Origin of the sequence: Paenibacillus sp. UNC451MF (assembly GCF_000686845.1) — a bacterium.
Classification (GTDB): domain Bacteria; phylum Bacillota; class Bacilli; order Paenibacillales; family NBRC-103111; genus Paenibacillus_S.
The window spans coordinates 17,865-39,955 of sequence record NZ_JMLS01000030.1 but is presented as its reverse complement, the minus strand read 5'-3'; the positions used below and the strand labels follow the sequence as shown (position 1 = coordinate 39,955).

Annotated in this window: 35 protein-coding genes; 7 read left to right on the top strand and 28 right to left on the bottom strand. The window is 40.8% G+C overall.

Features of this window, described 5'->3' with window-relative positions:
* Window positions 1-34: 34 nt before the first annotated feature.
* From BP97_RS0126030 to BP97_RS41480, 4 genes are all read right to left on the bottom strand, one after another.
* Window positions 35-670 carry a hypothetical protein gene (locus BP97_RS0126030; RefSeq protein ID WP_028551744.1) on the bottom strand — a complete coding sequence of 212 codons (636 nt, stop codon included), beginning with the start codon at window positions 668-670 and terminating at the stop codon, window positions 35-37.
* A gap of 164 nt (window positions 671-834) precedes the next feature.
* Window positions 835-1,311: an ArpU family phage packaging/lysis transcriptional regulator gene (locus BP97_RS37465; protein ID WP_036746548.1), complete on the bottom strand. Its 477-nt coding sequence runs from the start codon at window positions 1,309-1,311 to the stop codon at window positions 835-837.
* A 95-nt stretch (window positions 1,312-1,406) separates the two neighbouring features.
* Window positions 1,407-1,805, bottom strand: a complete 399-nt coding sequence (locus BP97_RS0126020) for a hypothetical protein (RefSeq protein WP_028551743.1) — start codon at window positions 1,803-1,805, stop codon at window positions 1,407-1,409.
* Window positions 1,806-1,817: 12 nt separating this feature from the next.
* On the bottom strand, window positions 1,818-1,949 hold the full coding sequence (locus BP97_RS41480) for a hypothetical protein (RefSeq protein WP_269321929.1): 132 nt from the start codon (window positions 1,947-1,949) through the stop codon (window positions 1,818-1,820).
* Window positions 1,950-2,087: 138 nt separating this feature from the next.
* On the opposite strand from BP97_RS41480, the gene BP97_RS0126010 reads away from it, so the two are divergent.
* Window positions 2,088-2,555, top strand: coding sequence for a hypothetical protein (locus BP97_RS0126010; RefSeq protein ID WP_028551742.1), 468 nt, complete (start codon window positions 2,088-2,090; stop codon window positions 2,553-2,555).
* A gap of 143 nt (window positions 2,556-2,698) precedes the next feature.
* Here BP97_RS0126010 and BP97_RS0126005 read toward each other — a convergent pair whose 3' ends face one another.
* The 12 genes from BP97_RS0126005 to BP97_RS0125950 form a co-directional block, all read right to left on the bottom strand.
* Window positions 2,699-2,890 (bottom strand): hypothetical protein, encoded by a 192-nt coding sequence (locus BP97_RS0126005; protein WP_028551741.1) that lies wholly within the window; start codon window positions 2,888-2,890, stop codon window positions 2,699-2,701.
* A 47-nt stretch (window positions 2,891-2,937) separates the two neighbouring features.
* Window positions 2,938-3,144 carry a hypothetical protein gene (locus tag BP97_RS0126000; RefSeq protein ID WP_028551740.1) on the bottom strand — a complete coding sequence of 69 codons (207 nt, stop codon included), beginning with the start codon at window positions 3,142-3,144 and terminating at the stop codon, window positions 2,938-2,940.
* 13 nt (window positions 3,145-3,157) lie between these two features.
* On the bottom strand, window positions 3,158-3,400 hold the full coding sequence (locus tag BP97_RS0125995; protein WP_028551739.1) for a hypothetical protein: 243 nt from the start codon (window positions 3,398-3,400) through the stop codon (window positions 3,158-3,160).
* Window positions 3,366-3,653: a hypothetical protein gene (locus tag BP97_RS37460; RefSeq protein WP_051620975.1), complete on the bottom strand. Its 288-nt coding sequence runs from the start codon at window positions 3,651-3,653 to the stop codon at window positions 3,366-3,368. Before BP97_RS37460 ends, BP97_RS0125995 begins: the two co-directional genes overlap by 35 nt.
* Window positions 3,643-3,768, bottom strand: coding sequence for a hypothetical protein (locus BP97_RS41475; RefSeq protein WP_269321928.1), 126 nt, complete (start codon window positions 3,766-3,768; stop codon window positions 3,643-3,645). The genes BP97_RS37460 and BP97_RS41475 overlap by 11 nt, the downstream gene beginning before the upstream one ends.
* Window positions 3,765-4,508, bottom strand: a complete 744-nt coding sequence (locus BP97_RS0125980) for a DnaA ATPase domain-containing protein (protein ID WP_028551738.1) — start codon at window positions 4,506-4,508, stop codon at window positions 3,765-3,767. The genes BP97_RS41475 and BP97_RS0125980 overlap by 4 nt, the downstream gene beginning before the upstream one ends.
* A 13-nt stretch (window positions 4,509-4,521) precedes the next feature.
* A complete protein-coding gene (locus BP97_RS37455) occupies window positions 4,522-5,541 on the bottom strand; it encodes a DUF4373 domain-containing protein (RefSeq protein ID WP_051620974.1) in 1,020 nt (339 codons plus the stop codon).
* A 67-nt stretch (window positions 5,542-5,608) separates the two neighbouring features.
* The gene (locus BP97_RS0125970) at window positions 5,609-5,962 is read right to left on the bottom strand and encodes a hypothetical protein (RefSeq protein WP_028551737.1); all 354 of its coding nucleotides are present in this window, start codon (window positions 5,960-5,962) and stop codon (window positions 5,609-5,611) included.
* Window positions 5,955-6,227, bottom strand: coding sequence for a hypothetical protein (locus tag BP97_RS0125965; RefSeq protein ID WP_028551736.1), 273 nt, complete (start codon window positions 6,225-6,227; stop codon window positions 5,955-5,957). Before BP97_RS0125965 ends, BP97_RS0125970 begins: the two co-directional genes overlap by 8 nt.
* Window positions 6,220-6,435: a helix-turn-helix domain-containing protein gene (locus BP97_RS0125960; RefSeq protein ID WP_028551735.1), complete on the bottom strand. Its 216-nt coding sequence runs from the start codon at window positions 6,433-6,435 to the stop codon at window positions 6,220-6,222. The genes BP97_RS0125965 and BP97_RS0125960 overlap by 8 nt, the downstream gene beginning before the upstream one ends.
* Before the next feature lie 175 nt (window positions 6,436-6,610).
* Window positions 6,611-6,769 carry a hypothetical protein gene (locus tag BP97_RS40360; RefSeq protein WP_156043327.1) on the bottom strand — a complete coding sequence of 53 codons (159 nt, stop codon included), beginning with the start codon at window positions 6,767-6,769 and terminating at the stop codon, window positions 6,611-6,613.
* A 182-nt stretch (window positions 6,770-6,951) separates the two neighbouring features.
* Window positions 6,952-7,188, bottom strand: coding sequence for a helix-turn-helix transcriptional regulator (locus BP97_RS0125950; protein ID WP_028551734.1), 237 nt, complete (start codon window positions 7,186-7,188; stop codon window positions 6,952-6,954).
* A gap of 159 nt (window positions 7,189-7,347) precedes the next feature.
* On the opposite strand from BP97_RS0125950, the gene BP97_RS0125945 reads away from it, so the two are divergent.
* From BP97_RS0125945 to BP97_RS39110, 5 genes are all read left to right on the top strand, one after another.
* Window positions 7,348-7,722, top strand: a complete 375-nt coding sequence (locus tag BP97_RS0125945) for a helix-turn-helix domain-containing protein (protein ID WP_028551733.1) — start codon at window positions 7,348-7,350, stop codon at window positions 7,720-7,722.
* A 41-nt stretch (window positions 7,723-7,763) separates the two neighbouring features.
* Entirely contained in the window at window positions 7,764-8,618 is an 855-nt protein-coding gene (locus tag BP97_RS0125940; protein ID WP_028551732.1) for a DUF3800 domain-containing protein, read from the top strand.
* Window positions 8,619-8,867: 249 nt separating this feature from the next.
* Window positions 8,868-9,470, top strand: a complete 603-nt coding sequence (locus BP97_RS0125935; protein WP_028551731.1) for an ImmA/IrrE family metallo-endopeptidase — start codon at window positions 8,868-8,870, stop codon at window positions 9,468-9,470.
* Window positions 9,471-9,878, top strand: coding sequence for a hypothetical protein (locus BP97_RS0125930; protein WP_028551730.1), 408 nt, complete (start codon window positions 9,471-9,473; stop codon window positions 9,876-9,878). It abuts the gene before it with no gap.
* Between the two features lie 52 nt (window positions 9,879-9,930).
* Window positions 9,931-11,349: a recombinase family protein gene (locus BP97_RS39110; protein WP_051620973.1), complete on the top strand. Its 1,419-nt coding sequence runs from the start codon at window positions 9,931-9,933 to the stop codon at window positions 11,347-11,349.
* A gap of 16 nt (window positions 11,350-11,365) precedes the next feature.
* Here BP97_RS39110 and BP97_RS39845 read toward each other — a convergent pair whose 3' ends face one another.
* The 5 genes from BP97_RS39845 to BP97_RS0125900 all read right to left on the bottom strand — a co-directional run bounded on the left by BP97_RS39845 (window position 11,366) and on the right by BP97_RS0125900 (window position 15,691).
* On the bottom strand, window positions 11,366-11,485 hold the full coding sequence (locus BP97_RS39845; protein ID WP_081824367.1) for a Flp1 family type IVb pilin: 120 nt from the start codon (window positions 11,483-11,485) through the stop codon (window positions 11,366-11,368).
* Window positions 11,486-11,520: 35 nt separating this feature from the next.
* Window positions 11,521-12,387 carry a type II secretion system F family protein gene (locus BP97_RS0125915; RefSeq protein ID WP_028551729.1) on the bottom strand — a complete coding sequence of 289 codons (867 nt, stop codon included), beginning with the start codon at window positions 12,385-12,387 and terminating at the stop codon, window positions 11,521-11,523.
* Between the two features lie 6 nt (window positions 12,388-12,393).
* Complete coding sequence (locus BP97_RS0125910) at window positions 12,394-12,966, bottom strand: type II secretion system F family protein (RefSeq protein WP_231506429.1); 573 nt, start codon at window positions 12,964-12,966, stop codon at window positions 12,394-12,396.
* Window positions 12,967-13,350: 384 nt separating this feature from the next.
* On the bottom strand, window positions 13,351-14,574 hold the full coding sequence (locus BP97_RS0125905) for a TadA family conjugal transfer-associated ATPase (RefSeq protein ID WP_028551727.1): 1,224 nt from the start codon (window positions 14,572-14,574) through the stop codon (window positions 13,351-13,353).
* Window positions 14,561-15,691, bottom strand: coding sequence for an AAA family ATPase (locus tag BP97_RS0125900; protein WP_028551726.1), 1,131 nt, complete (start codon window positions 15,689-15,691; stop codon window positions 14,561-14,563). Before BP97_RS0125900 ends, BP97_RS0125905 begins: the two co-directional genes overlap by 14 nt.
* 373 nt (window positions 15,692-16,064) lie before the next feature.
* On the opposite strand from BP97_RS0125900, the gene BP97_RS0125890 reads away from it, so the two are divergent.
* Window positions 16,065-16,484 carry a hypothetical protein gene (locus tag BP97_RS0125890; RefSeq protein WP_028551725.1) on the top strand — a complete coding sequence of 140 codons (420 nt, stop codon included), beginning with the start codon at window positions 16,065-16,067 and terminating at the stop codon, window positions 16,482-16,484.
* Between the two features lie 348 nt (window positions 16,485-16,832).
* Here BP97_RS0125890 and BP97_RS0125880 read toward each other — a convergent pair whose 3' ends face one another.
* The 7 genes from BP97_RS0125880 to BP97_RS41170 form a co-directional block, all read right to left on the bottom strand.
* Window positions 16,833-17,090, bottom strand: coding sequence for a hypothetical protein (locus BP97_RS0125880; RefSeq protein ID WP_051620972.1), 258 nt, complete (start codon window positions 17,088-17,090; stop codon window positions 16,833-16,835).
* Window positions 17,091-17,104: 14 nt separating this feature from the next.
* On the bottom strand, window positions 17,105-17,842 hold the full coding sequence (locus tag BP97_RS0125875; protein WP_028551722.1) for an MBL fold metallo-hydrolase: 738 nt from the start codon (window positions 17,840-17,842) through the stop codon (window positions 17,105-17,107).
* Window positions 17,843-17,997: 155 nt separating this feature from the next.
* Window positions 17,998-19,200: a C40 family peptidase gene (locus BP97_RS0125870; RefSeq protein ID WP_051620971.1), complete on the bottom strand. Its 1,203-nt coding sequence runs from the start codon at window positions 19,198-19,200 to the stop codon at window positions 17,998-18,000.
* A gap of 34 nt (window positions 19,201-19,234) precedes the next feature.
* The gene (locus BP97_RS0125865) at window positions 19,235-19,864 is read right to left on the bottom strand and encodes a class I SAM-dependent methyltransferase (protein ID WP_028551720.1); all 630 of its coding nucleotides are present in this window, start codon (window positions 19,862-19,864) and stop codon (window positions 19,235-19,237) included.
* A 27-nt stretch (window positions 19,865-19,891) separates the two neighbouring features.
* Entirely contained in the window at window positions 19,892-20,932 is a 1,041-nt protein-coding gene (locus tag BP97_RS0125860) for an SAM-dependent methyltransferase (RefSeq protein WP_028551719.1), read from the bottom strand.
* Window positions 20,932-21,702: an ABC transporter ATP-binding protein gene (locus tag BP97_RS0125855; RefSeq protein ID WP_197035537.1), complete on the bottom strand. Its 771-nt coding sequence runs from the start codon at window positions 21,700-21,702 to the stop codon at window positions 20,932-20,934. Before BP97_RS0125855 ends, BP97_RS0125860 begins: the two co-directional genes overlap by 1 nt.
* A 13-nt stretch (window positions 21,703-21,715) precedes the next feature.
* A complete protein-coding gene (locus BP97_RS41170; RefSeq protein ID WP_331281326.1) occupies window positions 21,716-22,054 on the bottom strand; it encodes a cyclic-phosphate processing receiver domain-containing protein in 339 nt (112 codons plus the stop codon).
* Window positions 22,055-22,091 lie beyond the last annotated feature (37 nt).

Sequence of the window (22,091 nt, the reverse complement as noted above, 5' to 3'; positions counted from 1 at the left end):
TATTTGCTTAGATGCCGCTAAAGCAATTAGATATTCAATATGAGTGCCCGTAGTATTTCTTTACTAATTTATCCTTATAATTAAAGAGTTCTCCACAGATTCTCTGTGCACTGTCTAAGTATTCATCAATCTTTTCCGAATCATAATAATAACAAAGCAAATGTTCATCCATGCTTATGCCTTCTGGTGGTTTTAATGTCAAAAGTTTGCGTGAATATAGGTCAATCATATAATACACATCGAAATCTATCGTTTCTCTTAATTTAGGTAACTGGACTTCAAGTTTCTCGTTAAAAATAATAAGTTGATTTATTATATATTTTCCTTTATCGATCCCAACTGGATCCCCATAATTAACAAATAACATACTTAATGAAACTATAGACTTTAAATTATCCACTGCTTCGTCTACCACTGTTATCTTTTTATTGAAACTTTCTAAAAACCTACTTTTTTCTTGATGTTCTAATGTCAGCTTAACCCCTAAATAAGTAACTACCCCTCCAATAATTCCACCAAGAATTGAACCAAGAAAACCAATCCAAGCGACAATATAAGTTGATTCGAATCCCAAAGCTTTAAGCCAGACTGTTATAACAAATAACATTACTAGCAATACTGTTGCTATGGTTAAGTATGGTACTATGCTTTCCCAATATTTTTTTACCAATTACCATCACCCCCAACATTTCTTTCTTTAAAAATAGTATACAATATTTTCAAAGTTAATATAAAAATATAGCACCCAAAGGTATTCATTTAGAAATGGGGATCATGTTCTAAATAGCCACATACACGACTTCCACCTACTACCTGCCAATTATCTGTGTAATTCTAAGCTATTTCAGATGGCTGCTTCCCTATATCTCGCGGCTCTACATAAACCTCAAGTCGGAGAGCAAAAGCCAGCTTGTAGATTGCACTAGATTTCATCCGGTAGTATTTCCTCTCACTCATATGCAAATCATTAAACACATGATAATCAAAGATTTCATCATCTTCCATAAATCGTTTCTCAATGATTTGCCGCTCAGTCCGATTTAGTTTGGATACAGCCATTTCAACTTGTTCCTGCTTTTGCTGCAGCCTAGCTTCAGTATCTACGTTATAAATCGCTGCATTTTCCGCTGCTTTAGATATGATATTAGTGGTCCCACCTTCTCTTAGTTCATATGAAGCTGTAGTTTTTGTTTCCCTGCGTATAAAACCGAGCTGTTTATATATCCGGGCAGACTCAAGTCGTTCCTCTACGGCCTGCCGCGTTGCTTCTCTATCAATTTCCATTGGAAAAGTGATTTTCAGTTGTCCCATATTCCTTAACACCATCCTCTATGATATAGTGATGATAGGAACGTATATTCCCCAGCGCCTCCGACCAAGGCATACGCTGGGGAATCTTCTTTAATTCAATTACTTTTACTAAGCTTGTCTAACGTGAAATTAAGTGCCAGTTTCGTGACTCCTAACTTTTTTGCTAAAACGGAACGCTTCATTTTTTTGTGATTCCGAAGATAGAACATTTGATCATCTGTTAATCGAATATCTATGCTTTTTTGTAACAATCTATCGACATCGGGTTCTTCCTGGTATCCCCCTACTTCGACATATTCGCAAGACACCGCCCGGTAAATCTTTATTTTTTCCTTTCTTCCCACATATTCGATGAGCCAAAGCCTATGCAGGATATTAATAAATTTACTAACAGTAGCTTTGTGAAGACCGCTATCAGTCGATATCTCGTGCCGGCTCTTACCTTGTTTAATACCTTCATAGACTATGATTTCGTTTTTAATTAACTGCAGCACACTAAGACCTCCTTAATCTCCAATTACTCGGTACGCTGGTTCCTCAGGATAGTCTTCTGGTCGCTCCTCTTGAGCTTGAATAATAACCCCTTGTTCGTTTCTTTTAACATACATAATTGTTTGTTCCCATTTTCCTTGTTGCATGTTACCCCTCCAATCTATAATCTTAAATATTCAGTGATGGTACCCTACGCACTCTTTTCTATCAATGCTGTATACTATTAATGTGAAAACCATTCTCTTCACTCTCCACTCTCCTCCCACTTAAGGGAGGTTTTTTTTATGCCCAAGTTCCTCAATATACATTTTGTTACCAATTCCAGACAGATGCCGGTCACATCATTCCATGAAAGAGGATATTCTTCTCCATTGTCGAATAATGGAAGTTATCTAGGTTTTACAATTTCAAGGAAGAGAGCAATTAATATGAACAAATACAAACGAGCAATCATAAAGAGACTTTTAAAACGGCCCCATTCTGTAGAAGAGCTTGCCGACATCCATTGCAATGCGATCGTGCTCTCATGTTTACAAGAGTTAGAAGAAGTTAAGTACGTTGAACACGTTACTGAGTGCTATGTTGTCGATTCGACTCAGACTCCAACTGGCGAAAAACAGGAATGCGATAATTGGATCATTTCACTTAGGGGATTGGACTACCTCACAGAAAGGAAAAGGGAGCTTTTATGGAAGTTCCTACCTATAGCAATTTCCGTTTGTGCTCTTGTTATCTCGATCCTTAAGAGATAATTATCCTCAAAATTGAATGAAAATTGCAATTACAGATATAGTTAAAGATATTCGAAAATCTATGTTCAACCTCCAGTAGGAGCAGAATGATTTGAAGAAACCAATCACATTATCAAATAAGTTCATGTACTTTTCCCGCCTATTCATCGAATTACTTTACCTACAATTGTCATTTTTGACTCGTTTGAAAGTAGTTGCATAATATCGCCCTCGCCATTATCATAACTTTCTATTTCGTAAGCGAGTCTTTTTTCGTCTGTGTCACACTCAGGGGGATAATATTCATTAGGCACATCAATTTCAATTTCTACTGTTACCGTTATAATTGCTTTCATACGAACACTCCTTATGGACAAATTTATTCATTTTGTTACCTAACAACCTAGAGGCCATTCTTTAAACGCTCTATTTCCTTGTCCTTTTCAATTAACATTTCATTAAGCTGCTCTACCTTAGCTTCAGCTTCAACTGCGCGCTCCACAGCCTCTAACCAAGCTGCTTGAGCCATAAGCGGATACTTGCTATCAGGATTCCATTTCGTGCGCAACAGCAACATATCTTCAACTAAATTCCGTTGTTCCTTTCTCATGAGCTCCTACCTCCTAAAGTTTCAAATAATCCTCTATAACTGTTTGATTCTTGTCGGCAATCACTGCTGCCTTTGCAGGACGAATGGAGAAAATGACTTTGGTAATTAAATTGATCGTCCTATTATCACTAAATGCATGATTTATCAGATTAGACTCCTGCCGTTTAAGTGGACGTCCAGCCCAGCTTACGAACATGTCGTATATGGGCTGCATGTCTTGCTTAGCAGGTCGGACATCCTTTTGCTGTGATATCAAGGGGCATCCTCCTTCCCCATGCGCCGCCTGGTCTATCTTGTATGCGACCGCGGCGTTTTAAGTCCATGATTAACAAAGTCACTTCATCGATATCTCTTTCAAAAGATCGGGCCATATCCCAAACACTTAACCCTTCATTCCACATCTGACTAGCTGTTGAAATATTTTTCTCATCCCAAACAAAATCTAAATCTTCCAAGCAAACGTAAAGATTCTGACGCTGATGTTTAAGGACCACCAAGCTATCGAGCATTTTTGGCATCCTCCTTACGCATTTCCTCATATTCCCGGCGCAACTCTTCAGCCATCATTTCACATAATTTTTCTGTGTTTAAGTCGAACTCGAAGTCATCAACATGTTTATTCATGCGCTTTCTGGCCCCCTTAGTTTGTTGCGGCGCCGATCAGTACCGATCATTTCCATGAGAACAGCTTGTCCGAAAATTCTGCTTGATACTGCGCTGCCGTTCCTCTCCATAGCAATATCGATCCTGTTAGGTGCATAGTTGCCGTTGATAATAGTTACCCTTCCTGGACAATTTCGCGCCTCCAGAAGATGAAACATTTTATCTTCTGCCCAGTCTTTGTATTGGCTCTTAAATAGGTCATCAATCAACAGGATTGGTACATTATGATATCTCCAAAGGACCTCTTCCTCACTCTCTTCCGAGTCTTTGCGGTATGTGCTTTTGATGTCCTGAAACAATTTCTGTTCGGTTACATAAATGGAACGATACTTAAGCCTTGTCAATTCATTCCCGATGCAATGAGTCAAATAACTTTTTCCAGTACCAAAGGCACTCAGCCCGCGTGGTTCTGCTCTCTGTTTATCACCATGTATGTAAAGCCAAGTTCCTGCTTTTAAATGAACATCAATACTGTCTACGAACTTCTTAGCCTGCTGGAAAAAGTGCCTGTTTTCTTGATCTAAGATAGCATTCTCGAAGAAACGATTTTGCTCGCCTGGCTTCATTCCAGAGGTTGCATTGCAATTAACAAAGATTTGTTCTTTGTAGCAGTCACATAGTGGAGGGTTGCCGTTAGCATCGACTTTCAGAACTTCTCGATAGATGACATTACCTTGTTTGTCCCGGTCCCCCTTGTCCACTCTGATAATTTCGTTAATGGTGCCCGTGTCCTGACACCTCAAGCATTTGTAAAGACTGTCTTTGGAGTTTGTCGAGCTCGTCATCTGGGACCTGTAGAGCTCCGCTTTGGCTCGAACTTCTGCCATGAACTGAGTCATGTCCTTTCCTGCTACCGCCTTTTTCAGCAACTCCAGCACCTCCTCCTTGGTTTAACTCCTCAACCATGTTGATACAAAGGTCCTTATATTTTTCACGTAGCTTGCCAGCACTTAGAATGTTTTTTCGCCAAAACTTGTTACTAGTTGTCCAATCGATGACCTGTTTGATTTCTTCTTTGTCTCGTTTGTCGTTTTCAAGAAGCTTGCGACAATCATCAGCCCAGCTTTGAAGCTTCGCATCACGAACTAAGTGAACAACTCCCAACGTCTCAGCATACTCCATGATTTTTGAATGAAGGTATAATGCCATACGATATGGAGAACTGTCCTCGGCATACGCTTTTTGTTGCCGAGAGGGAGGTCTTTTAGGTTTATTATTACTTTCTTTTTTATTTACTTTACTTTCCTTTACTTTACTTTGTGTACTTTCGGTAGACGTTTCGTCGTTTTTACTTTTGTTAATGTAAACATTTACTTTATTTCCGTCAGCATTATTTATAATGAGTGTGATTTTGAACCTCTCACTCATCTCTGCTGCATCAATTAAAATGTAGTCTTGACTCATATTTATTTCCTTACGTCGCTTTGCTGCTTCAATGTACCTTTTTTGAAATCCTTTGGAAGTAAGAATATTATGTCTTTCATATAGTTCTTGATGGAAGAAACCCCATTTAATGCACTCATTTATGACTTCGCTTATGGTGTTTATGTCAACATTAATCCTGCTTGCGAAAACATATTGCTCCCTTTCGCCCCATTGATAAAAGTATCCGTTTCTATAAATCTCGCCCATCAGTTTCACTATAATTCCATAGCCTTGCATGCCAAATCTCGCTATAGGAACAATGAGCTTATCATCCTGGTCCATATCTACATCCAGTGGAAAGTAATCCAATCCTTCTTTTTGAGGTCTTGCCAGTTGAATCTACCTCCTTTCAAACAGGCTGTGTGTATCCTTTAAATCAACCTAACTGCTCTCTTGCTATGTATCTAGGATTACAACTTAAAGAATCGTAACAAAAGAAATAAGCCTCTCTATGACCATATCTGCCTTTATAAAGCCTTGAATAATCAATTTCGCCAGTTGTTAGAATGTCTGATAACTGGGAGCCGACTTCAACTAATTTAGCTTCTGCATCCGGTCGTGTGACATAAATACTGCATTGTACTAGCCTTCTTCTGGACATGGGATCACGAATCTCTACACTAAGCTCATTTACATGACCTGAAAATTCGACGAATACATTGAATTTTGAATTTTGATTCAAGCGAAATGCCAATCCCATAATTTGGCCTAATAGCTTTTGCTCATGCATAGTTGTGCACCACCTTGCCAACCTTTCCAATATTAGGTATACTATTTCTAAGAACTTTATTATTATTAACATCTAAGTCGCCTGGCAGGGCGGCTTTTTTCATTTCTTCCACCTGTAATTTTTCACGCTCCATATCAGTTAGCTTGACTCTTGCCCAATCAAAGAATCCACAAGCTGTATCTAAATCGACTTTTGGATCCCGAAACAACCGTCTTCGATATTCCTCCAATTTGGCTTTATATTGAGCTTCCGAAATATTATGCATGCTGCTTGCTCCTTCCATTATGGATGTATGTAAATCTCACTACTTGGTGGGTACAAACCCAAATCCAATTTTCGTACATAACTGCATCTGGAACTTGATGTCCATTTTCAACTTTGCTTATTGTCGATTCAGTGGTCCATAGAAATTCAGCTAACTTTTCTTGGGTGAAACCGGCTTTCATTCGTAGTACTCTCAACTTCTCGCTCATATCCGATGCTGTTAGAGTAAACATTTTGTAAAAACCTCCTTTCGAATTTCGAATGGTAATTACTGGAGAAAGGAAGTATCCTCTATATAGTTGCTAAATTCCGCGTAAGCAAATCCCCTTTTTATTCCCCGTTAGTCTCCTTCCTGACTTCCCATGCCCACTGCTGACCAGTGGGCTAATTCCCTCCAACAGCCTTTTCTTCTTGCTTTGCTTTATTGTTGCGTATATCTAACGCCATTCGCTCAAGTAGCTCCTGCGATAATTTACTTGTTGATGCCACCAGCTTTTTCTTCTCAATCGGTACCTTGTTATCATAAGAAAAATACTCTTGCATGCTATCCCTCCTTTCTTGCTTGAGCTTCTAACCCATCCAGGATCTTTAATATTTAACTAAGGTCGTTTACCGCATCTTCTTGTTCATAATTTGGGTCGTCTTTAGATAGATCCATTGTTGTGAGCAATTTGTACTTAAGCTCAAGACTTGCCATTTTAGGAGAATATCCATGAGGCACCGCCTTAATTAGCTTCTATTGCTGTGGATTTCATGTTCCGATTCGGAACGTCTTGATCAAAAAAAATACTATCTACTGTCGTTTCCAAAACATCAGCAATTCTTTTCATTACCTTAAAAGAAGGATCTTTCCTACCTGCCTCAATATTCGTGTAATACGGTCTAGATATATTTGCTTTATCAGCGATTACATCGTGAGTCATTTCAAGTTGATTACGACGTCTTACTAGTTCCGTTCTCATATTGAACTCACCCCTTTCTTTGTTCCGTTTAGGAACTTATTACATCTCTATAATAGTTCCTAAACGGAACGTTGTCAATGCATTTTGTTCCTTATATTTACGTTTCTTTTAGGAACATGTAACTGTAAAATAAAGATATAATGTTCCGGTGGTGATACAATGGGGACCTTCTACCAAAGGTTCAAAATTTTAAGAGAAGAATGCGGTTGGACGCAAGATATAGTGGCAGAAAAGCTCGGTGTTTCACGCCCTACAATTGCTGGTTATGAGTCAGAGGAAAAAAACAGACTTCCTAGAGAAGAAACTCTACATAAGATTGCTGACTTATTTGATGTCTCTATTGATTATTTATTAGGTCGCACAGATGACCGTTCACCTTCAGTTCAACTTGATATTCCGCCAGACATCAATGTAGCTTATTTAGATGGGGTAAAACATGAATTGACTCCTGAGGTCGCACGTAGACTTAAAGAGGATATAAAGCTTTTTGAAGAATTGAAAAAACAGTGGAAGAAAAATCAAGAGGATCACTAGCAAATACTCCAACCGATGGGGATTATTACGAGGCGATTTTATTGGAATGGAAACAACGTCCTAGATTAATTGAATATTGGCCAGATGACGTTGATTTTGTAATGGGTGTCGATGAAAATGGAACTTCTGATCTTTTGTCAATCAAAAGAAAAGTTGATGCAGATAAAACTAATGAAATTGATTCATCTATTAAAGATTTTACATTAACAGGGGTAATTTTCGATAAAAAACGTTACGATATTTTAAAAAAAGAAATGAATGATATCAAATTCACTTTTTGGAATGAAGGTCTTTGTGATTATAAAGGTAGTCTTAAACGAGTTTGTTTTCATTCGAGTGAAATTAGGAAAAGATCATATCCTTTCAATAGGATCAATTATGATGACTTCATGCCTGCAATTTCTAATATGATAGATAAAATTCCAACTAAAATTATTTCATGTTATATTGACAAGAAAAAGCATTATTTAAAGTATAAAACTCCTGACCACCCTTATCATATTGCTATTAGATTCATTATGGAACGATACTGCAAAGGGTTAAACGAAGCAAACAAAAAAGGAATTATAATTATTGAATCACGGGGTAAGAAAGAAGATAGATTTGTTTTGAAACATATTGTTGAGATACTCGAACAAGGGACTAATCAAAACAAGGCAAGCCACTTTAATAACATTGCAGGAGTGTATTTTAATCCTAAATGGTGGACGTCAGATAATGATAAATCTACTTTTGTGGTTTTGGAATTAGCTGATCTCTTATCGTTTCCAATTCACAAATATGCAAGAAACCAGTGTGATGAAAAATTTAAAGATATATCATTTCAGCTAATAGAAAAGAAATTCTACAAATTCCCTAAATATCTTGGTTGGGGATTAAAAATATGGAGTCCATAAAAAATAAAATCCGCCACAGCAAAGCTGGGCGGTCGACCGAGATACCTCGATCCCTAAAACTAACTTTAAATCAATTCTTTCCAATTGTCAATTATACTATACGAACAGATTGTAAAAAATATGAGAACATCCAATAAGAATACTTTCTTATTATTAGCCTGTAAAGGCTTTTCTTTTAAAATTTAAAACGAACATACGTTCCTAGCCATCCACATTATTACTAATATATCCACATCATGGAGGGATCTCATGGATTTATCATTGTACAAACCTACCGAACTTGAGTCATGGATTTATCAAAAATATCGTAGTTATGGGATTCATTATGCATCTGATCTGGAAGACATTGACCTTGTCGCCTCCATCTTCAATACGATGGTGTACACTACTAAAGATGAAACCAGGATTGTTTGGGACGACGACTTCGGCATGATTTTACTCCACGCATATTATGCCAAAGAGATAAAAAGAGCTTCGTTTTTCCATGAGCTTGGCCACTTTTTAAGACATATTGGTTGTCAAAATAAATTACCTAAATCTTTTATGGAGCTACAGGAATCCCAAGCGTCACACTTCCAACTTTACGCAGCTATGCCCATCTATATGATCCAAGAAATTATTCATGACGTATATTCCTACGCTGCGTTAGAAAAGGTACTTGCTGAAGAATTCATACTCCCCATCCCCTTTGTGCAGAAGAGGATTGATCAAATAAGCAGACGGATTTATATAGGACAACAAGAAAAAGAATGGCGGGAACGAGATACCGATACGAGTCATATCACTCCCGAGTATGTAAAACTTCGACAACAAGAAATAGAGCGTCAGAGGATAGCGAGGTTTGGTACATAGATGAAAACAAAAATAAGTGTATTTTACGAAGAACATCCTGAACTTGATGATATTGGGTTGGTACCGATGAAAATGATTGTGCGTTTTCCTCGCGGCAAAATAAAATGGGACAAGTCTGCTGTATACCTTCCTATTAAGGCTCCTTTTGAAAGACATTTTATAGCCGATTTCCATGACGAGATCATGAGTGTAACGATCGCCTTTGAAGATCTTATTATGAATCTAGAATGGCCTAATTATTTTGGTATTTCTCTCACTCACGTTGTAGAACGCATGGATAAGATGAAGAAACGAGACCATTTCGATTTTGATTATAATGACATCGAGCAATTCATCATTCAAATCGACGACCTTGAGGAGCTGCTTTGCATGGTTGTTAGACCATTTTACGAATTGGAATCATATTGAGGCACTACTCGAAATGGTAATTTACCCAAACAAGCAAAGGTGGTCATTTTATATGAAAGTTGCAATTTACACACGTGTTAGTACTGATAAACAGTTAACTGATGGTTTCTCACTTCAAGCTCAGTATGATCGATTAGTGGAGTACGTGAAACTGCAGGGTTGGGAATTAATTCGCATATATACCGATCCTGGTGTTTCTGCCAAAGACTTAAACCGGACTGGTGTTAAGGAAATGATCGACGACCTTAATGCCTGCAAATTCGAAGCAGTTCTTGTACATAAACTTGATCGACTCACACGGAATATATCCGACCTTTACGATCTTGTCGAGTTGGTCAATAAAAAGAATGTAAAACTGATCTCCATCAGTGAAAACATAGATACCTCTTCTCCCATGGGTCGTATGTTTGTGTACCTGCTCGGTATATTTGCACAGATGTTTCGTGAGAACCTTAGTGAAGAAGTTAAAAAGGGAATGGTTAAACGTGCTGAGTTAGGACTACGCAGCACCTTTGCCCCTTTCGGATACCAAAGATCAGAGGATGGCAGTTTAATCATCGTGCCTGAACAGGCTGAGATTATTAAAGAGGTTTTCGGGCTGTTAATCCAAAAAAAATGGGGTTATCTGACCATAGCTAAACATCTAAACAAAAAGAACATCCCTGGAATACGTGGAGGTTCTTTTCATAGCAGTTCCATTGAAGTCATTTTAAAGAATCATACCTATACTGGTAAAAACCATTGGAAGCTTAAAGAAGCTCCGGAGTCTGAACGTATTATCGTTGAAGCCGGCCATGATCCCATCATCGATGTGGAAACATTCAAAAAAGCAAACACAATCATTGAACGGCGTTCCCGCAAGGAAATGTCTCGATCTTCTTATGACTATCCTTTCTCATCGATTGTTCGTTGTGGAAAATGTGGCGGACCATACCATGGACTTATGGGTCCAAGATCAGGAAGAAACTATTATTTTTATCGCTGCTCTAACAAACTCCGCGGTAAATGCGACCAGGGCGATCTTTCCGAACTCAAGTTTGAACGCCTGTTTTTCGAACATTTCGTTTTGCAAAATCAAGGGATTTCATTTAAAGAAGTTGCTGCGGCGAAAGATTCGCCTAAGATGGACCGTCACCGAATCGAAAGGGAGCTCGAGAAAAGTGATCAACGTCGTAAAAATTGGCAATATGCTTTTGGAGATGGAAAGCTACCCTATAAGGATTATGTAAATTTGATTGACGAGGAAATGCTCCGTGTTGAGGATCTGAAAATGCAGTTGGAGAACATTATAGAGGAACCAGACGTAAAAATAACGTTGCAGGAAGTTATTGAAACGATATCACATTTGAAAGAAAACTGGGCTTACTTGGAAAGAGCTACAAGGAAAGATTTTATCAACACTATTTTTAAGGGAATCGAGATCACCAAAACAGATGATAAATGGTCAATAACAAATGTGGTATGGGCGTAATAGTTCATACCTTTGATCACTTAGGTAAAGCTATCGCTATAATAACCAATACCGCTAAAATCAATAAGATTTCAAGCGTCCCAAGGCCATCCTCCTCTTTCCAAAATCGGCGCATAGCCTGACCAATCAAATTCATATAAACTTTCTCCTCTCTAGCCTCGATATATTGTACTAATTCATTAACAATATGGCTGGCGCTGCAACGACGACCATAACGATGAAAAAAATCAGAACCATTGGAAATACCATTTTCGAAGATGCTTCTTCACCTAATGTTTTGGCTAATGACTTCCGTTTCTCCCACAAAGTCGACGAAAGCTCTTTCAATGACATTACAAGCTCGTCGCCGCCGCGTTTGTAATTTAAAAGCAGTGTCGTGGTAAATAAGGACACCTCTTGCACTCCGCATCTTTTATTGAAATCCTCCATCGCTTTAGTAAAGGAAGCATTCATGCTAATTTCGTAAGAAGCAATAGCAAGTTCGGATAAAAGGGGACTTTTTTCGATGGACGTTTTGCTCTCAATACAACGCTGCAGTGCTTTTTGCACCGTTTCGCCCGCGTTAACCAGTAAAACGATTTGATTCAGTACTTCCGGAAGTTCCAAGAGCATCAGACGCTTCTTCTTACGCAATTGGTTAGACAATTCCTTATAAAGTACAAATGGAACGAACAGGATTAGGACCACTCCATAGCCAAGCATCTCGCTATTCCCTTCTGCCATTACCCCGATCAGCGTACAGCCAATTAGAATAACAACACTGAGTGACAAAATGTCTGCAATGAAGCATTTTGTCCGCATCAAAGCGTTTTTACTTCCATGCAATCCAATCATTTGCTGATGTACTCTTGACACGGCTTCCGCCAAACGGTCTGCTAAATGAAGCCGATCCATCAAATATAAGGCTAGCGGCGCAAGCCAAATGATTTTGATCTGCTTGCGGTGCTCCTTTACAAAACTAATATATTGCGAGTAAGCGGTCCAAGAAATCAAAACACATAACGTGAACTCGATGCCTAGAACGATTAGCATCGCCATGTAACATCACACCTTAACGTCCATAATCCAATTTGTAATAGCATAGCAGCCTATTAGTACTAATAGCGCCGTAGTCATAATCAATAACCCCGAGCCTTGATATAATGGCTCCATATAATCCGGTGAACTGAAATTCAATAAAGCAATTACAACCAAAGGAGCAAAAGTCAGGACTTTGGATTCAAAACGTTTTTGCGCCATCATCACTTGTATATCCTGTTGAATATCAAGCTTCTCTTGAATAATCGATGCCGTACGCCGAATGACATGAACCAGATTGCCGCCCGTTCTTTTGCAGGTTATGAAAACCTCCGCAAACTGCTGAATATCTTCCACACCTGCCCTGTCACTCCAATCCTTTAGGGCTAATTCAATCGTTTCTCCGTTTTCAATTCGACGGTTTACTGTCTCTAACTCTTTCACAATAAACGCTTTTGGATCTGGATAGAGCAGCCGTAAATCCGTCAATGCTTCCTTAAACGCGGATTCTACCGATTTACCTGCACCAAGTGCTGAAGACAACGATGAAAGCGCCTGCTTAAACTGCAATTGCAGCTGTGTCTTACGTTTTCTAATCATTTGCTTTCTCCAGATGACCGGATAATATAGTCCACCGCAGGCAAGAACTACTGCTGCAATACCATTTTTGTAAAAAACAAATCCAATAGTACCCAATACTACACATCCAGCAGCAGTACATAGCATCCTTTCTGTTGTACTTAAAAGATATTCGTTATAACGGATCAATGAAGTTGAAGATTGTATAGGTGCTTTTACCATCCTTTTATTAAACGGATGCTGTGACTTTTGTAGAATTGAGCTGTCATTGCTTTCGACTGCCTTTCTTTTCTTATAAGAACTTTGGTAGATCGTCACCGCAAGCCAGCACAGGACTCCTACGAGAACTGTTAGTATGATATAAATCAAAAGCGGTCTCCTTTTATTCAAGTATAGGTTAGATGCTTAAACAGCAATTCCCGCCATAGATAGCTTATCCGTGTGCATCAAAGGGTTACCCGTTGGTATGAGCTCTCCAATTACCCTCCCCTGAGCATCCTCCCCTTGCTCCACAAATTCAAACAAGCGGTTCAACTTTACTTCTCCACCTTCCAATCCGATAATTTCACTAATTTCGGTAACTCGGCGAGACCGATCTCTCAGCCTTTGCAGGTGAATCATGATATCAATTGCTGAACAAATTTGCTTGCGAATCACTTCTACAGGAAGCGATGCTCCGCTTAGCACCATCGTTTCAAGTCGACTTAACATATCAACAGTTGAATTAGCATGTCCCGTTGATAGGCTACCATCATGTCCGGTATTCATTGCCTGCAGCATGTCCAACGCCTCAGCTCCACGCACTTCGCCGACGATGATTCGATTAGGTCTCATACGCAAAGAAGAACGGATCAGGTCTCGAATCGTAATTTCGCCTTTTCCTTCCGTGTTGGCGTTCCGTGTCTCCAGACGTACCAAATTAGGCACAGTACGAATTTGTAATTCAGCAGAATCCTCGATTGTAATCAATCGTTCGTCGTCAGGAATGTATTGTGACAAAGCATTGAGAAAGGTCGTCTTTCCTGACCCGGTTCCCCCTCCTATAAAGAGGTTATATTTGGACTTAACCATTTGGATCAAGAAGGATGCTGCGGATTGCGTCAATGACCCTTTCTGGATCAAATGATCCAATGTCATCGGTGAATCAGGGAACTTACGAATCGTCATTGCTGCCCCTTCCAATGCAATCGGAGACAGCACAACATTAACCCTTGAACCATCGAGCAATCTTGCATCTACTATAGGATTTGCCTCATTAACTGCGCGATTCACTCGAGCAACTATAGCCTGAATGACGTCCTCCAGTTTTTCTTTGCTCTCGAATTTCATTCCCGTAAGGCTTATGCAGCCATCTTGTTCAACAAAGATTTGATCATACCGATTAATCATAATCTCAGAAACCGTTGGATCATCCACTAGGGGCTGTAATATATCCAATCCTCTGAACGAATGAAACAACCGCATAATTAATTGATGCTTCTGCCCTGCCGTAAAGTATTGGTCAAAGCGAAATCCAAATACTTCCTGCTCGATTAATTCCATTAACTGAACATCAGTTAACGATATGGACAAATCCAGCTTTTCCTTCACAGTCTGCTTAAGCTCCGCCACCGTTTCATCGTTCCACATCTGAAGTTTCCTCCTGCACAAGAGAACGGAACCAATTGAGTGATGCCAGGCTCTCGCTGAACGCACTGCGTTTCAGTACTATCTCAGTCCTGCCAAATGATTTCCATTCAGGAATATAAGGTAAATAGCCTGCAATTGGCAAAGGAAGCTGCGACTCGCTGTTATGCAGAGTCCCGTTGAATTTATTAACAAGGATTGCACATTTATGTCTCCAATCCGTTTCCATCTGGCAGTCCATCCATTGACTCATTCTCGTGTGGCATTTTTCCCACTGAATGCTATCATCCTGTACCAGCCACAGCACATGGTCACTAACTTTCAACGAAGCCTTCACTCGGGGAAACAAGGAAGAGTCCAGATCAAGCAATACACAATCGTATGCTCCAGTAGCGAGTACAGCTTTAACAAGTGATTCCGTGTCTTTTTCTGACATCTCTGCTAGCTCTAACGACTCGCCATTCCCTGGAAAATAATCAAAGCCAAAGACACTGTGTCGCCTTTTATACCTCTCTACTTTGGCGATTTGAAGTTTGGCATCCGACTTCCCATAGTAAAGCATCCGGGAAAAGCAATGCTCCTCTACACTCTCCCCTTGTTCAATCCACAACGTCGACGGCAGCTGTTCCAAATTAATATAAAATACGTTTCTACCTACTAACGCTAATTCTCTAGCAAGATGCAGAGCTGTTAACGTTTTACCGCTTCCGCCCACTGCGGAGTATACGGAGACAACCTGAGACGTTTTATCCCCCTTCAGCATGCGACTTGATGTAAACTCGTTATAATGCGAAATCACATGCGCTAACAGTTGGTTCAAAGGCTGGAATTTACAGACTACTGGATATTCAACAATATCTCCCGTTGCTGGAAAGTCACTAACTATTAGCATACAACCATGCTGTCTTTGAAAAACAAGCTCTGGCAGTGGAATAAAGCTTTCATGAACAAGAAGAATAAAGTTCTCGCTGCTCCTTTCGATATATGAAAATCCTTGCTCCCTGTTTGTGAAAGCCGATACCGTAAAAGTCGAAGCATAATCTGATGTTCTTGTATATGCCGTTATCCTATCAATAAAATAAGTATCTGCATCCAGTAAGACTAGCTTCATTTTTGACATTGAACCGGGCCCCTCCCCCTTTATTGATCAATTGCTTCATCCAATCTTGGTTCACATCGCCCCCTTAAGCTGTAAAATCCCGCTTGCCACCAGAACCGCCGATAAAATGGCCACTACAATCGCGGCTTTTACTTTATTGGTAATTTCCATATCGCCTCCTAGAAACGAACACGCAAAAAAAGCACCAACTGAACAAGAATAATATTCTTGATCAGCGGTGCTTCCGCTTGCGAATCACATATTTGTTTATATAATAACATAAAATATGGTTTTTTCAACTATTTTATGTATTTTATTGTTGAATGGTCTTTTTTGGTTAAATAAACGGTTCATGGATATACTATCCTCATAATAAAATGAAGGAGCTTAAGAGATGATAAGCAACCGTGAACTGAAGGGGCAAATCGAGCAAATTACTGAACAACAGCAGTCCTTAACTGATGAATTGCAGCAAATAAAAGAATTGCTCCAAAGTCAATCGGATGATTCAAGCGGACAAGATGCCCAACAATCAAGTGGAGGCCAATCGCAACAGCAAAATAGCGGCGCTTCCAATTCCAACTCCGGTTCTATATCCGATATAGCCAAAGATTTTTCCAAACTGAAAGACCTAACGAGTCAATTAGAGACAAAAATGCAAGAATACATCTCCAACAATTCCAAAAGTCAGCCATTGAGCGATGAAGATGCAATTAACCTCGTTCTTAGCATGATGAATGGAATGATTGATTGGAGTATGGACCTTATGTCCAAGCAATCGAGCTCTAACGGCCAGTCCGGACAATTACATTAAACCGTTAAGCGAGCTTGTCGCCTTCTTTCTTATTTTTTCAAATAGGATGTAGATCCTGTCTCTCAGCTTTGGGCCTGCATTCTCTACAAACACCTACAGCGGATCCGTGACCCCCGGCATAAAAGGTTAATCGGTCCGTTTTCTTTTTGCAATATGAGCACTTCTGCTGATGCCCATTGCGTTTATCCTGCTTCTTGAACTCTGTCATTCGGATAACATTCTTGCTCCGTTGTGACCTTGAACCGATTCTCCTGCGAAGTATAACGAATAATATTCCAATCACAATGATAATACCAATGACTATCGTTGTATACCAACCGCTGCCCATCCAGGTCACCTCTTTCAAGACTACTCCCTTAAAGCTTCCCTCAGCTTGCTAGACATGCTGCTTTCCTTCGAATTCACTGTGTTCCGCAACCTTCTAACTTGCTCCTTCAAACGTTCATTCTCCATTGTTAGTTGCTCCAGTTCTTCTTTATATCCAGTTTCCCGCTCAAGCGCCTCAATACTTCGAAGCAACCCCTTATGTTCGTACCCTGCGTCAGCAAATAATTGAAGCAGCGCAATGCGAAGATCCTCACACAGGCGCTGATGTTCTACATTCATAATGAACCTCCCATTTATAAATCAAAGACCAACCCGCTCTTTGCAAGCACTACTTCACCGGAATAATTCTGCTTGACTTCTTCCACAAGAGAAGCTGTATTACCGAAATGAGGTAAATGAGTTAAAACGACTTTTCCCGGATTCGCCATTTTGGCTAATTGGCCGACTTCCATGCTATTCATGTGGCCGTATTGTCTGGCATTCTGAATGTCCGCATAAAATGAGGTCTCAACAATTAACACATCTGCATCTTTACAAAAACGGATTAACGACTCATCAAAATAAGTATCCGCGGTGTAAACGAGCGTTTTGTTATCAACAATTATTTTAACACCTAAACAATAAACCTCATGAAATGTTTTAAAAAAAGACCACTCCATACCGTGAAGATTCCATATGTCGTTTTCTAGAACCGAGTGGACTACAGAACCCTTCATCGTACGATAAGGGTCACTTTCACTCACAGCTTCACCCCCGATGTATATTTGCAGAGGATCACGTCTCTTATCCAGATCTGAATCAATTAGGCAAGCATATTGCAAACAACCTAAATCTGCAATATGATCGTGATGACGATGGCTGATGAACGCAGTTGACAGCTCCTCCAGCTTAACATACTTCTGAACAACGGAAAGAACTCCACTTCCGCAATCCAGCAATATCTTCTGGCCGTTGTGTTCAAGCAAATATCCCGCTGTAGCTTCTCCAGCTGTTGGGTAAGCCCCCCATGGTCCCAATACAGTCAAGCGCACAATAATAGCCCCCTCATTCTATTCTTTATTCCTCCGCGGTTACGCTATGAAAAAAGCACTCACCGGCAAGAACAAGTCTTGAAAAGTGATGCTTCATGATGTTACCCTCTATAGTCTTTTCGATTTATCGCTTGAATAAAAAAACAAATGATGGCTCAAGTAATAAGTTCCGTATACCTTCTTGCTCCTGCGAATTCTTGCGCATATGCCGGTGTTTTCATGGAGATGATCTCAATGCTTCTTTCTGTTTTAGGAGAATGAATCATCATGCCTTCCCCGATATACATTGCCACATGGTGGACCTTACCTTTCCCTTTGTCATAAGCATAGAAGAGTAAGTCACCCGGCTTTAAATCATCCGTATTTACCTCTGTTCCTGCTTTGGCCTGATCTTTCGCATCTCTAGGAATCGTAATACCGTGGTTTCGGTGAACCGCGTAGGTAAACCCGGAGCAATCGAATCCAAACCCAGAAGTTCCTGCCCATAAATAAGGGAGCTCGAGAAAGCTATTTGCTGTTTGAACCAACTCTTCTCCAGTAACTTGACTCTTACTTTCCCCTTGATCCAGTGACGGGTCCCGTACAATAACATCTGACTTGTTCATCCAACGAATTTCTTCATTTCTTGAGACGACACCAATTCGCGACTCTTCATGGAAAACAATCGGCAGCTCCGTGTTAAAGCTGATTTCTTCAAGCCGTAGCATGCTCGAAGCATCCTCATACAACCATGCAGTCGGTCTTGACACAACGGCTATAGGACAAGAGTCATACTGACGGGTTTGTTCAGCAAGCTGATCTTTGGGCACCCAGCCAGGATAGCCATTCTCATTTTTCGGAGTGTTCTGACCTGAAACGGCTACCCTCAACCAATCATCCCTTCGATCGAGTAAAGTCACCTCTGTCCCCAGAAGCGCCTGGGTTTCCAGCTTACCGACCAACCACAGCTTATCTGGAAGGCTCATGGATTGAAGCCATGCTTTCAATTGAACCGGATTCCCAAGACTAGGTCGATCGATGGATCGAGCTTGATTCGGTTCGCTCCATAATGTCGCAACGGGGACCGTTACTACCCAACGAGGCTTATCCATAACCTGCCCTTCACACGAATGTACAGGAGCAGCCTGTTCCTGTACCCTCTCGTAAGCAATAGTGTCAGCTATCGGTGTCCAGCGGATATTAGAAGCTTCAGCAATCTGATTACCACTGAATGCTGCTGTGTGGGAATCTACTTCTAATATCATAGATGAACCATTGTTCTCCGATCGCGGCGGATTTAAAGTATCATGAGGCAGAAAAATCAATCCCAGTGCAGCAATGACTAGAAACAAGCCAACTGGAACAAGGAGCCTTCTCACAGCAAATCCTCCCCCATAGCACTCAGTTCAAGCTCTATTTTTGATTTACAGCAGCAATTTCCCATAACCTTTTCGGTTTATGGTATCGATTCATTGTAGTCTCCAGGTAGTAAACCAGACTCCACCTTTTAAACAACTGAATCACTTGGTCTTTATCAAAAAAACGCTTGTACTGTCCATTCTGCTCGTAATAATTGGGTTCAATCTCGATGCCTTCCCCTGCACCAAAGTGTATGTCATGAATAGAATTAACTCTGCACAGGAGATGACCTCCAGGAAGCAACACTCGCTGCAGCTCCTGGAGAATCAGTTCCGTCTTTTTCCATGAAAAGTAATGAAGACTCAAGTCTGCAATGATCACTTGTGCACTGTCACTTAGGAAGGGAAGCTCTTCCCTTAAATCTACTTTACATGTCTCTGCTAAAGGAATATGCAGCTGTAATTTACTCAATGCTTCCTCCGACCAATCACACGCAATAACTCGATAACCGCGCTCTGTCAAAAACAAGCTGTCCCCACCAGCACCGCAGCCAAGGTCTATGATCGGAATATTTCGCGAACCTTCCAAAATTGATTCATGCTTAATAAGCCACTCATCATATTCCGGCCTAGACAACTCCAGATCCGTATAGATGTGATTCCAATATTGGTTTCCGTCTTTCATAGATATCCATCTCCATTCAACGGGAGACTAAGTTCTAATTAGAAACACCGTCAATTCTTCCCTGTTATGAAACAACTGCTTTCCTTTTTGCAGCGCCAGATCAGGCGATAAGTCCTCTACAAGCTCACGAACGGCTTGAAACGGTTTCTTGTGCATCAGCTTGACCGTAATAATTGCTGTACCGCCAGTTTGCAGTGAATACAGCAGACCCTTTACAAGCTTGGCCATTTGACGCGGACTCCAGCTCATGTCGCATACTAGCAAATCAAATGATTGCGGCTGGAATTTAACCTCACCTGCATTTTTTTGAAGGAAAGTGAGTTTCGGATGCCGCAGTAATCCTGAATCTAGCTTCGCCGGATCGACAGCCGTCACCTTCATGCCCCGTTCGAGAAGTAGGGATGTCCAACCCCCTGGTGCCGCTCCAATATCCAGCGCAGATCTGTACTGTTGAAAATCCAGTCCAAAGGCACGCTCTGCTTCTAGCAGCTTGAACTTGGCGCGAGATACTTGACCCTCCTCCTTACGGAAGCGGATCGCTCCTCCCGACCAGTCGCTTAAATTGTGTTCCGGCTTGGACACGCCTAAATAAGCTTTATCCGGAGTTAGAAAGATAGAGACGATAATATCCGCATCTTTGGCAACAGGAATAATCGACCATTGCTTAATCAGCACATCATCTACTGCTCGCTTGTATTCGGTAGTAGAAATATCGGATCCAACCTGCTCCGTTTTGCGGATTTGCACGGCGGCTTTCAATCCGGATTCCAGCTTAAGCTCCCTACCTATAAATTGTTGCAGCGTCTCCATGGAACCATCCCAATCTAGCTCCACATCTACGGGTTGCATATGCCGTAAAAACATCGGTTCGTTATGAAGGAGCTTGTGAATAACAGCCTCTTTTTCTTCCTGAACCGTGAAAATAAATACTTCAGCCGGGATAATATGACGAAACTGTGTTCCGGCTTCAAACAAACGTCTTATTTCTTCCTGCGCATGCTGGCCAAAGCCGTGATTTGCTGTGCCGATAAACGTGCTGCCTTGTCTTGATTGTTCTTTTTCTGTCATCATAGCACCTTGATCCAAGGTCTTCCTTGAAACCATTCCAACGCAACAGGAACTTGAAATGCTTTAAGAAGGTTAGCTTCATTAAGTACTTCTTCCTTACGGCCTGATGCAATGATTTTACCTTGGTCGATCAAGGCTACATGGGAGAACATCGGCATAATTTCCTCAATATGATGTGTTACATATACGACCGTAATTTGCTGCTTTCCAAGACGGTTAATAGTCTCAAGAAGCCGTTCCCGTTCAAATAAATCCAAGCCAGAGCAAGGCTCATCCATAATAAGAATTTTAGGACTAGTCATAAGTGCGCGTGCCAGCATTACCTTCTTACGTTCCCCTTGGGAAAGAGTCCCTAATGGCTGATCCGCAAGGTGTCTCAAGCTGACTTCCTCCAGCATATCAAGAGCCTTAGCACGTACTTCGGCAGGAATCTCTTCATAAAAACGCAAAAAGCCATACTCTCCTGTTGCAATGACTTCCCACACCGGATCTCCGGGGTTCAATTTTTCATATAACGATTGGCTAATATAGCCAATTTGCTTGCGTACTTCACGAACATCGCATTGACCATAAAGATGATCCAATACGCGAACCTCGCCTCTGCTAGGGAACTGGTATCCGTTGATTAATTCGAGTATCGTCGTCTTGCCTGACCCGTTTTTCCCAAGAACAACCCAATGTTCTCCTTTATTGACTTGAATTCCTACTTCCGATAAAATCGCCCGCTCCTCGCGGATAAAATGAATGTTTTCTAATGAAATAATCTGCATGTAAAATCACAACCTATTCTTGTCTAGTTTTAGCGATGTGGAGAAGTTTTTCATACGGGATGGGGCCGTTGGCCAATTTGACGCTTTCCGGCTTGCTTTGATACAGCAACTCATACATGTTTTTTCTGCCTACAAAGCTGGAGCTGTGAAGGTAGATTTCTCGGGGATAACGATGGGTGGAAATCATGAGGCGGACCACATCCATTCCCGTTGGCTGATCCCATCCCAAATCATAATCCAGTGATAACACGTCAATCTCGCATTCCTGCAGAAGCAGTCCGCATTCCTCCGAGCTGCGCGCGAGTACAAAGCCTTCGGGACAAGCCCTCTGATCATCTAGAAAAACATTTATGATAGTCCGTCAACCTCCTAAGGAAAGCCGAAATGCC